Genomic DNA, 12,970 nt, shown 5'->3' with positions numbered 1-12,970 from the left:
CGCAAGCGACCGATGCGTTTGGCGCTTCCTCATTTTGCCTCGTGAGGAACACGCTGGAAACTGCGCGCCTAATCAAGCCCGCGCATCCACGGGATTGACCTTGTGGAAAACCCAGAACGCGGCTAAGTTGGTTGTGGCACCCATCACCTTAACCTGATTCGCCGTGCTTTCTCAGCGAGACGCGGCCCGTTTTCCCCGGAGGAACCCATGCGTGAAGCGGCCCCATTGGAAGCATCATTTCGGGAAGCCCAAGCTGAAGTCGCGCGTTTGCAGGCCGAACCCGGCGAATCTCGCGAGGCACGGGCCGCGCTTGCCGCCGCGCAGTTCGCGTTGGGGCACGCTGCCGCGCGCCTGGATCGCCATGCCCACGCCCAGCAAGCGAGCCAAGCCGCCGCCTTGCTTTACAACCTTCTCGCCGATGAATACCCCGCCGATTATCAGCCGAAACTCGCCGAAACCTTGTCGTTGCTTGGTACCGAATGTTTCCAGCTCGCTCGGGTGGAAGACGGCCTGGAAACCTTGGAGCGGGCCGTCTCGTTGTGGCGCGCACTCGCCAAGGAATCACCCGAAACCTACCTTGCCGCCCTGGCCCACGGGCTCAACCAATTTGCAAGCGGCCTGGCCGGGGTAGGGGAGGTCGAAACGGCCCTGGCCGCCACCCAAGAAGCGGTTGCCATTCGCCGCAAGTTGGCGATCAAGCAACCGGACGCGCACCTGGCCGGGCTCGGTCGCAGCTTGGTGAACCTCGGCAACCGGCTCTCCGACCTCGACCGCCTTAAAGAAGCCGCGGCGGCCCTGGTCGAAGCCGTCTCGCTGCTGCGTATTCTCGCCATGCAAGAGGAAGAAGCCCTGTTGGCCGATTTCGCCGCCGCGCTCGGCAGCTTGGCCGTGCTGCACCATCATCTCGGCAACCTTGAGGCCGCCTTGCTCGCCAATGAAGAAGCGGTGGCGGTGCGTCGCGCGTTGGTTGAAAACCGTCCCGAACACTATTCCGGCGCCCTGGCCGCGGCGCTTGCCAATCTAGGCATTCTCTACCTTGACCTCGAACGGCTCGACGACGCCCTGCCCGTCATGGAGGAATCGGTCGCCCTGTTTCGAGAAGGTGTGCAAACCCGGCCCGACGATTTTCAGAATGATTTGGCCGCCGGTCTCACCAACCTTGGTTTGGTCTACGGTGCCCAGGATCGCGGCGAGGACGCCGTGCGGGTTACCGAGGAGGCGCTTGCCCTGCTGCTGCGTCTTGCCAAAGACTGGCCCGAGGGCACCTTGCGCGAACTCGTTGATACCTTCACCATCCTCGAGCAACATCTCAAAGAGGCAGGCATCCCCTACGAACAACACCCCGGCTACGGTGCCGCCGCCGCCTTTCTCGACCCCTACCTCGACGAAGGGTTCACCGGCTAACCTTCAATTTGGCAAGGCGATTGCTCATGACAACGCCGTGCGCCGGCCGCCGGCTGTGGGTCTTTGTGCGATGTGAAGGGGGAAACGCGGAACCGGATAAGCCCTCTGCCTTTTGCCCTCTCGATCTTTGCTTCACCGCTCGAACCCACACCCCTGATCAAGGCGCCGATGGTTTTTTGAAAGGTGTTCCATGGATGTTTTGGTTTTGGTTTTCTGCGCCTGGGGTGTGAGCGCATGGCTGCCTTGGCCCGCCGCCCCGGTTCGACCCGCCTTGCGTGCTCTGGTCGGACTCTGGTTGTCGCTGCTTCTGTTGCTGGTGTTGTTTGTGATACCCGGCATGTCGCTGTCTCTTGCAACAGGTCTCACCGCCACAGCGGCCGGCTTGGGCTGGTGTTTGCTCGGGTGGCGCTGTGCCGGCCGCCGGCCCTTTTCGGTTGGGAAGGTAGATCCCCTTCATCCCTGTCTGGTTGCCTTTCCGATCATCTTGGTGACCAGTTTGGCTTCGGAACATCAATTCACCAAAATTGATGAGTTCACCCATTGGTTGCTGATGCCCTACCAGTATTATTTTGCCGATACCCTCACCACGACCCATTTACCCTCGATGCAATTCGCGGACTACACGCCGGGTCTGCCGCTCCTTTGCTTGCTTGCACCGGGTGTGCGCGGTGTTGCCTTTCAGGCCGATCAAGCGCTAGCGCCTATGTCGATGCTTGGCTGTTTAACCCTTGGTGCCCTTTACGAACTGCTCCTGAACCTGTTCGCCCGCGCCCCGATGGGCGGGCTCGATGACGACCAAAAGCGAATCGCCGCCCTGGTGCTTTGCCTTTTCTTCGCCGCGATTGGTTTAGCCGGCGATCTTTTTCCCCATTACGTCTTGATCGAACCGCCGCAAATGGGCACCATCGCGGTGATGGGTTTGGCGGCGCTTTGCCTCCCGCGCGCCGAGGGGGAAACGGCCCGCTTGGGCTGGGCCGGCTTGGTTGGGCTTGCGCTCGCCGTGGGTTACCTTTTCAAGAAACCCATGCTGTTGCTTGCCCCCGGCGTGTTGCTGCTCGCCTTTGCTTGTTACGCCCGCCGGCGCGACCTTCGCCTTTGGGTTTTGTTGTTCGGACCCTTGGCGGCGGTTTACGGTGTTTGGGCCTGGATCAGCGCACCCTTTCCCGTGAAATGGCAACTGGCTGAGGCCCGTGTGCCTTTTGCCGACATTTTGTTTTCTGCATCCGCTTGGCTGTTGCTCGGCGACATGTTAAGTGCCGTAGCCCAACTGATGCTGCATCCCACCAACAGCTTGCTCCCGCTGTGTTCCTTACTGCTCCTGTTTTTACTGAAACGGGGCACCGCCGCTCCCGGAAGGTTGAAAACCGGCGCGGTGTTGCTCGCAAGCTGGACGCCTTTGCTGCTGTTGTGGGGGCTCCTGTTTTGGATGTACCTGTTTGTTTTTGCCGATTGGGAGCGGGCCTCGTTGGCTTCCTTTACCCGCTATAGCCAGGTGTTTTTGCGACCCGCGGCGCTGGTGCTGTTGGTTTTTTGGTTGACCGAGCGGTGGTCGCCGAGGGGGTTTCCCAGCAAGGTTCGCCTCACCAAAGGGGTGGTTTTGTGTGCGTGGGTCTGTCTCGCGGGCCTGTGTAGCGAACCCTTTTTCAAGGAACGCGGCAAAACCGACCCACTGATGAACACCCACCTGCCGTTGTTTTTACAGCAACGCGCCCTGTTGCCGAAAAGCAATCCCAAGGTGATGTTGGTGACCGGTCCCGAGGTCGGCGATTATTTCCGGGTTCGCTTCGGAGGGTTGATGGACCCCCGTTTGCGTTACCAAACGGATCCCGCCTTCCATTTTGTACGGGACCCCGCGCGGGCGCGCCACTTCTCCACCGTGATAGATGCCCAAGGGTTGCGCGCCTGTTTGCTTCGCCAGGATCTGTTGTGGTTACACGCGACAGCGCCGTGGATTGAGCAGGTGGTCGCCGACTTGCCGCCTTACCCGGAGGGACCCCTGATTTTCCGCCCCTCGGATCACGAAAAGTGAGGAACAGGATCGTCTCGCGGTTGTTGAAACCGCGGCTTGGGACGATGGGAAATAGGAGGAGCACCGGATGAGGCCGTGGTTTGCGCGTTACCCGATAAGAAGACGGCGGTGACTCGCCGTGATTTTGTTCCCAAAAAGGAACCAAAGGTTTTATGAAACTGCTTCACCTGTTTTTTGGGTTATTGCTGTTGCTTTTTGCCGTGATGGCCGCCGCCATGACGCGTAACTTGGTCGCGGTTCAGGGTCAGGAATTGCGTGACTTAGAAGCGACGCGGGCGCTTGTTTTGGCCGGCGCATCCGAGGATCGTACCCGTGAGATCACCCGGTACCGCCAACAAATCGCCGGCGAATTTCAGGCTTACTTAGACGGCGGGGTGTTGCCGGTGGATGCAGTGGTTTGGGTTCGCGGCGACGCCTTGACCTTTGAAACGGTTGCCGCGCCGCCCTTGCTAGAACCGCCCCTGGGTTGTGCCGTCCGGCGACCGTTGGATCGCGATTGGTTGGGGTTGGCGACGTCCGACGGTTTTTCGTTTTCCGGGATTCCACTTCGGTACTTGGCGGTGATCGAGGGCTACCCGCGCTTGGAGGACGCCGACCTAAACCAATGGTCGGCTTGGCATGACGCCTTTGCAGAGTTGTGGTTTAACGGCGCGGGTTTGGAGCCGGTTCGTTACCTGAGTTTAATCCGCAAGATGCCGCTCCCGATGCAGGATCACTTCCGTGCCCATGAAGTGTTGTGCGCTACTCTGGCGGGTTTTGATGCCGGTGATGCCGACTGGGTGGCCGCCGCCGCGCCGGGCTTTACCCTGGTTGCCGGGTTACCGCAAAGGTTACGTGATTATTCGCCAGACGCGGCCTATCGGCGACTGGCCGAGACCACCGCCGCCAGCCATCGACAGCAAAAAGCCCTGTTGGTGGTGGCCGTGGTGATGATCATGCTGTTGACCCTCGCCGTTTGGGGCGTCGTCGTTCGCCAGGCTCGTTTGGCGCAAGCCAAGCAGCGTTTGGCCCACGCGGTTTCCCATGAATTGCGCACCCCGCTGGCCTCCGTGTTGCAACTTTCCGAGATGTTGGTGGATGATCGCGTTCCCGGTGAGGTGCGCCGCAAACAATATATTGAACTGATTCACAGCCAGGGGATTCGCTTGAAGGAAATGGTGGAACGCGTGTTGAGTTATGCCGGGATGGAGAACCGGGTGTTTCGTTTGAGCCGCGAGGCCGTGACCACCGACGAGGTGTTTCGTCAGTTGGACCTGCTGTTGCAAGCCGCCGGCCCGCAACTCAACCAACATCTTGAGATCATGCGAGACGAGGCCGCGCTTCCGCTCCATGGTGATGTGGAAGCGTTGCTGCGTGTTTTTTACAACCTCATCGAAAACGCCGGCAAGTACGGTGCGGCCCCGTACCAATTGCGGTCCCGTCGCGAGGGTGATCGTTGGTTGGTTTGCTTCCGCGACTTTGGTCCGGGCCTGACCGCCAAACAGAAACGCCGTTTGTTCGAGCCCTATGTGCGCCATCACCAGAGTGGTTCCGGGACCGGGCTGGGTTTGAGCATTGTGCGTGAATTCATGCGGTTGCATGAAGGAGATATTTGCGTGGACGAAACCGTGGTGGACGGTCTTGGTTTTGTAATGAGCATGCCGTTACAAAGGGACGGAGGTGAACCGTGAGTCTGATTTTTGTGTTGGAAGACGACCCCGTGTTGCAAATGGGGATTGTCGACAACCTACGCCTTGAAAATTACCAGGTGGTTGCGTGCGACACCGTGGCCGCCTTCGAGCAACACCTGGCGCGGACGGTGCCGGACCTCGCCGTGATGGACCTGGGCTTGCCGGACGGCGACGGTGGCACCTTGTTGGCAGACCTACGTCGCCGTGGTTTGCGTTTCCCCGCGTTGTTGTTAACCGCGCGTGCTTCTGAAACCGATGTGCTGATGGGTTTTAAACGGGGCGCCGACGATTATGTGACCAAACCTTTTTCGCCGCGCATTTTGCTGGCGCGGATCGCGGCGTTGTTGCAGCGTGCCGCGGCGCCGCGCGAGACCCTGCTTGTTTTTGGGGAACTGGTGGTGGATCCCGTCAATATGTTGATCCGCGGTGACGACGCGCCGCACCTCAGCACCTTGGAGTACCAGGTCTTGGCTTACTTGGCCGACAACATGGGTCAGGCCGTGAGCCGCGTGGCGTTGCTGGAGGAGGTGTGGGGGATGGAGCGGGCGCCGACCGAACGGGCCGTGGATACCTTGATGGCCAACCTACGCAAGAAACTGGAGCCGCGCCCCAAACAACCCCAGTACCTTTTGAGCCAGCGTGGGGTGGGCTACCGCCTTCAGGTGCCCACCTCGGCCGGTTCGCTGAGTTAACCCCGCTGCCTGACATTTGCCTGACATTGGCCTTACCGTCGCTCACCTAGGTGCCCCGTCGCCTCGCTAAATTAGGGGGCATGACAAGGAGGACCTTGTGAAACACCTTATTTTTGGACTTTTAATGATGTGTGTGGCGGCAGGGGTGGCGCGGGTTGACGCCGGCGAAGGCGAGGCCGCGTTGTTGCTTGCCGATATTCAGTATGATTTGGATACGTGCCCGCAAATTGGTTTTAGCAGCACCTTGGAGTGGTCTTGTTTTGAGACCCATACGCGGCGTTTGCGCGAAGCCGCGGCTTTTCATGGTTCGGAACCCGAGGCGGCGCAGGTAGAGGCCGCCCGTTTGTTAGGTCATTACCTGCAACATCAGTATCGCTTTGAACTCAAACCTTTGCCTGACCCGTTGCGACCTATCGCGACCTTGCAAACCGATGAGGAGGTGATTTGGTTAGCCGAGGCGGCCGGCGTTTTGATCAAGACAGGCATGCCATTTTCCGACGGTGTGGTTGTTGGCGTCCGTGGTAAACAACTGTGGTTTTTCGACCACCAGAAAGGATTGCGCACCATTGAACTCGAGGGGCTTTCCGATGATGCGTTGCCCACCGTGGGCCAAGGAGACTTTGTATTGCGGGCCGACGGTGCGGAATTACCCGTTTTGCGGTTGGCCGGCCAGGCCTTGGGGTTAACCCTTTCCGGGCGTTTTGCCGGCAACACCGTTACCGGTATTTGGCGCGGGAACAGTGCCGCCGACCTTTTTTACAATTTGTTGGAAGACCGCGGTCATCGGTTCATGCAGCAAGGCAAGATCCTGGTGATTCCGAGCGGTGGCGAACAGGAACAGACCGTTTTTGCCAAAATTTCTCACCTTCGCCGCCGCGAGTTTTTGAGAAAGGTGTGCTTAATCAATGATTTGCCTGACTGGGCTGTTCGCATTGATGAGGATGTTTTAATCAGCGAAGCTATGATGCGCGAAATACAGGACGATTTTGATATAGACGTATTATTAAGGAAGCTCGCTGATCAAGAAGGTCTCTGTTATGTTCATTATCTCGGGAATTACCGTGTTGGCGATTGTTCTGAGGTTAAGAGATGGAAGAATAATAAACATTTGAGGGCTCAGAAAGATGTTCGACTTTTTTTATTGAGGTTAGAGCAGCAAGAAGGTTTTACAAAAAAGCAAATTCAAATAATAGAAGAAGGATTGAAGTTTGATTATGACTTGGCACACCGCTTGTCCGGGTGTGTTGGAAGTGGTCGGCAATATCCTCGTGAATATACACCTAATCTCATCCGCGAGCTGGATCGTGTTATTACCCAAACAGTCCAAACTCGTGAGGCCTCAGTTTGGCAAAAGCTCCGTGATTTGATACTGAAAGAATCAAAATACAAACCCTAACACGGTATGGCCTACTTCTGAGTCTCGTGATTTACAAGGTTCAATTTACAGCGTAAGTGCGGGGAGTTTTGTTGTGATTACTTTTTTTACGAAGCCCATCGGTTGGTTTGATGTTTCGGCAGTTTGGCCTACCATGGTAAAGCGAGACGCCACCGTTGATGTGGCCGCGGGTGAGTACGGGCGTGGGGTGAATTCAGGCTGCCGCTTGGTGCAGCGCCGTGCGAAATCCGTTTCATTTTCCTTGGTGAGTAAATTGGAGAAAACCAAAGGGGACAAAATGATAGAAACGGTTACTTCCACTTTTTACCCTGGCTTCACCGTTGGGCCCCCTGTTATCGTCGAGCAGGTATTTGCGCAAACTTCCGTTGCGATAAACCATGGGACTTTAACTGTGCGCCGCTATGGCGGACATCGGATTTACCTCTTTCGGGACGGCATTCTATTTCGTTTGCATGTTGAACCCGATGGGACCCGTTTGTGGAAACCCTGCTCCGGGGTTAAGCGGCAGCGGCGCCGCCTTCGGTGGGAAAGCGATTGGTCGCACCTCCAGCCTGGTGATCGGTTGGTCGTTACCTCGGGTGGTATACGCGTGATCCAAGATTACGACTTATACCTAACCATTAAAAACAGTGAAGCCTCTGCATCGGCGATTCGAGATGCTCTCTGCAATGCCCTACGTAATCGAGATGCGGTTCGGGAGACCGGGTTTTGGGCAATTTCTGTTTCGCATTAGTGCATAAAGAAGCTAATAACATGACATGGTTGTGTTGAAAACTGAGGTTGATGATGAAGTTATTAATATGTTTCGCTTTATTGAGTTGGATTACATTGAATGTTCAGGCTCAATCGGATACGATTCGACAAGAATTTGAACAAATAAAAAATATTATGGAAGAATGTGCCCAAACATGGGTTGGCGAAGAAGGGGATTATTCCTGTATGGAGGGGAGCTACGAGCGATTGTGGGAGATGACTATATTTGAAGGCAGAGAATTGCCGCAACTTACTTATGATATCTTTTGTTTTAAAGATTATTTCCAAAGCGCTTATGAAAGCTCTTTGTACAGAACCCCTTTTCCCGACAATGCCAAACCGCTGGCTTCTTTTCGCCTCGATAACCAAGCTGGTTGGCAATTCGACCACGACGATTACTATATCTGGGCCGGTCAATCTCATGACAACGGTTTTGTCGCCGGCGCCAACATTGAGGTCCTCTACTTCCAGGAACATTCTGGAACCATGCGGGTCTACGAGCTGCCCATTCCCGGGTTGGACGAAACCGCCATTGATCGCGAGGCACCCTACCGCCTGCGTACCCCCGCGCTCGAGGTCATGACCCTGAAACGGCTCGCCCGCTACACCGGCTTCGCTGTCGGCGGCAACCCGCGATGGGGCACCGTCGCCGGGGACTGGCAGGCCTACTCGCCCGAGGATTTGTTTTTGATGGTGCTCCACGATTTGGATGTGCCCTTCATCCTCGACGGCCAAACCGTCATCTTTCCCGACCCCGACGCTGAAAACCCCGGCGCTCTGAACCCGTCCCTGCAATCGCACTTCTTCACCGCCGTCTCCCACAAGCTCAGCCGCCAATCCAGTACCTTCGCCGCCGAGCCTTCCTTGGCCCTCACCCAACGCGACCTTGCCGCAATTGATACAACGAATCCCATCGAACCAACCCTGGCCGCTATCGCCCAACGCAACGGCTGGTGTCTCGACCAAATCCGCGACCAGGTTCTGTTGGGCACCTGCTCATGGATTGCCCGGCAACGTTTTGAAGCACAACGCGCGGCCCGAAACACCCTCCGCGGCCTCCTCACCGACCGGACAGGCCCCTTCCAAATCGCGCCGGATCAGGCCCAACGCCTGCTCGATGTCATCGAAAAAAATGCCGCGCTCACCCTCCAACTCGCCGACTTCCTAAGCCAACCCAATTCGGTAGATCCGCATTCCGTCAAAACCGCGGTCGACCAATTCCTGCTCTTTCAATGCACCGCCGCCGAGCGCGCCCTGTGGATGCCGTTCCGCACCCAACTCGATCCCCAACTCGCCGCGGCACCTTAGCAAAGCGTTAAAAAAATCCCAACAGCGCGATGCCGCGGCTGTCGGGGCCTTCGGGCGAACTTCAGGGGAGGAGACGGTTGGATCCCCACATCTTGTATTGACCTCCCCCTTACCACCCCGTATATTGACACCTGATCCTGGCACTAGCCCGATTGGCGGGCGGTTTAATAGGGAACCCGGTGAGATTCCGGGACTGTCGCGCAGCGGTATTTGGAAACGAAACCCGGCGCGGACGGCATCGCCGTGCGCGTGATTCAGACGCCCCCATGCGTCGCTTCGGCACTGAAACCCTCCTCGGTTTTGGGAAGCCCCGGTAAGTAGGCGGTTCAGCGAACCATGTCCATAAGTCCGAAGACCTGCCGGATCCTTGGCGCGCCCTCGCGGCCCGCCTTGGGTGTCCGAGCCTTCGCGTCAAAGGCTGTCGGAAAATCGGATCGCACGCTTTGAACCGCACTGTTCCTTTTTGGCGGTCCCTCGATCCCGCTTTTTTCCCGCATACGCCGGCTCGGCACCTCACTCCAGGAGGTGCCTCATGAATGCTACCCACCCGACCGAAGCCCCACTTTCGGTCTACGAAATGGTTTTTCCCGACAAAACCAACCACTACAGCACGCTGTTCGGCGGCCAAGTCATGCAACTGATGGACAAAGCCGCTTTTATCGTCGCGACCCGCCGCGCCCGACGCCACGTCGTAACCGTCGCCAGTGACAACGTCTCCTTCAAAGCGCCGGTCAAGGTCGGCCACCTCGTGGAGGTACGCGCCACCCTCACCAAGGTCGGTCGCACCTCGATGCAGGTTTTTACCGAACTTTTTAGCGAGGACACCCTTTCCGAGGACCGCACCCTCTGCGCCTCCGGCTCCTTTACCCTGGTCGCCCTTAACCACGGCGGCAAACCCGTCGCCGTCTCCCCCGCGACCACCGCGGTCGGGGGTCAAGCATGAGCACCGAACTGATCACGCCGCCCGTCGCCGTCGAAAGCTACCGCGTCATCCGCCGCAACGGCCAAGCCACCGCCTGGGACCCCCACAAAATCGAACTCGCGCTCACCAAGGTCTGCATCGCCGTCCACGGCGCCGCGGTGGCCCAGTCCCAACAGTTCCACGAGAAAATCGCGCTGCTCACCGAACGCGTCGGCCAAGCCATTACCCGCCACAAAACCGGCGACACGCCCATCCACGTCGAGGAGATTCAGGACCAGGTCGAACTCGCGCTCATGCGCGCTGAAGAACACCAACTCGCCCGGGCCTACGTGCTTTACCGCGAGCAACAGGCGAGCCTGCGTAAAACCAAAGCACCCGCATCGCCCGACGCCGAACTGCCTGCCCGTCAGGTTCGCGACCAACAGGGACAAAGCGTTCCCCTTGATCACGCCCTGTGGCGCGGCAAACTTGTCAATGCCTGTGCCGCGCTTCCCGAGGTCGACGTCACCACCCTTTACCGCCAAGCCGTTGACAATCTATTCGACGGCGCCGGCTTTGACGATATCTACCGCGCCCTAATTCTCACCGTGCGCGGTCGCATCGAAACCGACCCCCAATACAATCGTGTCGCCGTCGCGCTCCTGCTCGACCAAACCGCGCTGCAGGTCCAGCAAGCAAACGGTGTCGTTCCCCGTTTTGGTGAACCCTTTGATTACCGCGCCCTCTTCGTGCAATCGATCCAGCACGGCGTCGCCGTCGGCTTGCTCGATCCCCGCCTCGCCGAATTCGACCTGCCCCGTTTGGCCGCCGCCTTGGAGCCGGACCGCGACCATCAACTCCAATACCTCGGTTTGCAAACCCTTGTTGATCGCTACTTCCTGCGCCATGAGGAACAACCCGTCGAATTGCCGCAGATCTTTTTCATGCGGGTTGCCATGGGTTTGGCGGTACAGGAGATCGACCGCGAACACCACGCCATTGCCTTTTATAACCTGCTTTCTTCGTTTCGTTTCATGTGCTCCTCGCCAACCCTATTCAACAGCGGCACCCGCCACGCCCAGCTTTCGAGCTGTTTCTTGACCACCATCAGCGACGACCTCGGCGATATTTACAGCGCCGTGCGCGACAACGCGTTGCTTTCCAAGTTCGCCGGCGGGATCGGCAACGATTGGACGCGCATTCGCGCCATGGGTTCGCCCATTAAAGGCACCAACGGCCGCTCGCTCGGCATCGTGCCTTTTCTCAAGGTTGCCAACGACACCGCCGTCGCCGTCAACCAGGGCGGCAAACGCAAAGGCGCCGTCTGTGCTTACCTGGAAATCTGGCACCGCGACATCGAGGAATTCCTCGAACTGCGCAAAAACACCGGCGACGATCGCCGTCGTACCCACGATATGAACACCGCTGTCTGGGTTCCCGACCTGTTCATCAAGCGCATAGAAAGCGAAGGGGATTGGACCCTGTTTTCGCCCGACGAGGTCGCCGACCTCCACGAATGTTACGGTGCCGAATTTGAAAAACGGTACCTTGCCTATGAGCAAGCCGCGGCCGCGGGCAAGCTCCGCCAAGCGCAAACCATGCCCGCCTTGTCGTTGTGGCGCAAGCTGCTGACCATGCTTTTTGAGACCGGACACCCCTGGATCACCTTCAAAGATCCCTGCAACCTGCGCTCGCCGCAACAACACGCCGGCGTGGTCCACAGTTCCAACCTGTGTACGGAAATCACCCTCAACACCAGCGACGACGAAATCGCCGTGTGCAACCTGGGTTCCGTCAACCTGCCCGCCCACCTCAATGACGAGGGCCTCGACCACGAGCGCCTGCGCGCCACCATTCACACCGCCATGCGTTTGCTCGACAACGTGATCGACATCAATTACTACACCGTGCCCCAGGCGCGCCGTTCCAACCTGCGTCACCGGCCTGTCGGCCTCGGTCAAATGGGGTTTCAAGATGCACTGTATCGGCTGGGTTTGGCCTACGATTCCCAAGAGGCGGTGACCTTCGCCGATCGGAGCAGCGAGGCCGTTTCCTACTACGCCTTGGAGGCGAGCGCCAAACTGGCCGCCGAGCGCGGGGTTTACCCCAGCTACCGTGGTTCGCTCTGGGATCAAGGCATTTTGCCCATCGACTCCCTCAACCTCCTGGAAGCGGCGCGCGGTGGTTGGCTCGAGGTGGATCGTGAAACCACCATGGACTGGCAGGCCTTGCGGGCGCGCATCGCCGCCGACGGTATGCGCAACTCGAATTGTCTCGCCATCGCGCCGACCGCCACCATCGCCAACATTTGCGGCATTAGTCAATCCATCGAACCGACCTATCGCCACTTGTTTGTCAAATCGAACATGTCCGGTGACTTTACCGTCATCAATCCTTATTTGATCGAGGCGCTCACCGCCGAGGGCCTTTGGGATGAGGCCACCTTGGCCGACCTCAAGTATTTCGATGGTTGCCTCGCCCCCATCAAACGCATTCCCGAAGCCCTCAAACGCCGTTTTCGAACCGCCTTTGAAATGGAGCCGGAATGGTTGATTGAGGCCGCCGCGCGCCGCCAGAAATGGTTGGACCAAGCGCAATCGCTCAACCTCTATTTGGACCAACCCTCAGGCCGCAAGCTCGATCAGATGTACCGCTTGGCCTGGTTGCGCGGTTTGAAAACCACCTACTACCTGCGCAGCATGGGCGCGAGTCACGCCGAGAAGGTGACCGTCCAGCAAGGCGAACTCAACGCCGTGCGCGCGCAACCCGCCGCGAGCTGTTCCATTGAAGACGGTGATTGCGACGCCTGCCAGTAAA

At 58.2% G+C, this 12,970-nt stretch carries 9 protein-coding genes and 1 riboswitch; all 9 genes read left to right on the top strand.

From position 1 onward, the window contains the following. Positions 1–207 precede the first annotated feature (207 nt). The 9 genes from J3U88_RS20085 to J3U88_RS20045 all read left to right on the top strand — a co-directional run bounded on the left by J3U88_RS20085 (position 208) and on the right by J3U88_RS20045 (position 12,969). Positions 208–1,404, top strand: coding sequence for a tetratricopeptide repeat protein (locus J3U88_RS20085; RefSeq protein ID WP_207860738.1), 1,197 nt, complete (start codon positions 208–210; stop codon positions 1,402–1,404). Between the two features lie 190 nt (positions 1,405–1,594). Beyond that, positions 1,595–3,433: a hypothetical protein gene (locus J3U88_RS20080; RefSeq protein ID WP_207860737.1), complete on the top strand. Its 1,839-nt coding sequence runs from the start codon at positions 1,595–1,597 to the stop codon at positions 3,431–3,433. 152 nt (positions 3,434–3,585) lie between these two features. Further along, entirely contained in the window at positions 3,586–5,103 is a 1,518-nt protein-coding gene (locus tag J3U88_RS20075; protein ID WP_207860736.1) for a sensor histidine kinase, read from the top strand. Then, entirely contained in the window at positions 5,100–5,795 is a 696-nt protein-coding gene (locus J3U88_RS20070) for a winged helix-turn-helix domain-containing protein (protein WP_207860735.1), read from the top strand. The genes J3U88_RS20075 and J3U88_RS20070 overlap by 4 nt, the downstream gene beginning before the upstream one ends. A gap of 97 nt (positions 5,796–5,892) precedes the next feature. Then, on the top strand, positions 5,893–7,191 hold the full coding sequence (locus J3U88_RS20065; protein WP_207860734.1) for a hypothetical protein: 1,299 nt from the start codon (positions 5,893–5,895) through the stop codon (positions 7,189–7,191). A gap of 73 nt (positions 7,192–7,264) precedes the next feature. Further along, a complete protein-coding gene (locus J3U88_RS20060) occupies positions 7,265–7,924 on the top strand; it encodes a hypothetical protein (RefSeq protein WP_207860733.1) in 660 nt (219 codons plus the stop codon). Between the two features lie 236 nt (positions 7,925–8,160). Next, on the top strand, positions 8,161–9,252 hold the full coding sequence (locus J3U88_RS20055; RefSeq protein WP_207860732.1) for a hypothetical protein: 1,092 nt from the start codon (positions 8,161–8,163) through the stop codon (positions 9,250–9,252). 120 nt (positions 9,253–9,372) lie between these two features. Beyond that, a riboswitch (cobalamin riboswitch) is annotated at positions 9,373–9,630 on the top strand. Positions 9,631–9,784: 154 nt separating this feature from the next. After that, the gene (locus tag J3U88_RS20050; RefSeq protein WP_207860731.1) at positions 9,785–10,195 is read left to right on the top strand and encodes an acyl-CoA thioesterase; all 411 of its coding nucleotides are present in this window, start codon (positions 9,785–9,787) and stop codon (positions 10,193–10,195) included. Continuing rightward, positions 10,192–12,969, top strand: coding sequence for a ribonucleoside-diphosphate reductase subunit alpha (locus J3U88_RS20045; protein WP_207860730.1), 2,778 nt, complete (start codon positions 10,192–10,194; stop codon positions 12,967–12,969). The genes J3U88_RS20050 and J3U88_RS20045 overlap by 4 nt, the downstream gene beginning before the upstream one ends. Position 12,970: the final 1 nt, after the last annotated feature.

This window comes from Acanthopleuribacter pedis (genome assembly GCF_017377855.1).
GTDB lineage: Bacteria > Acidobacteriota > Holophagae > Acanthopleuribacterales > Acanthopleuribacteraceae > Acanthopleuribacter > Acanthopleuribacter pedis.
Note: the sequence above shows the minus strand (reverse complement) of the source record. Positions and strands in the feature narration are given on the sequence as shown.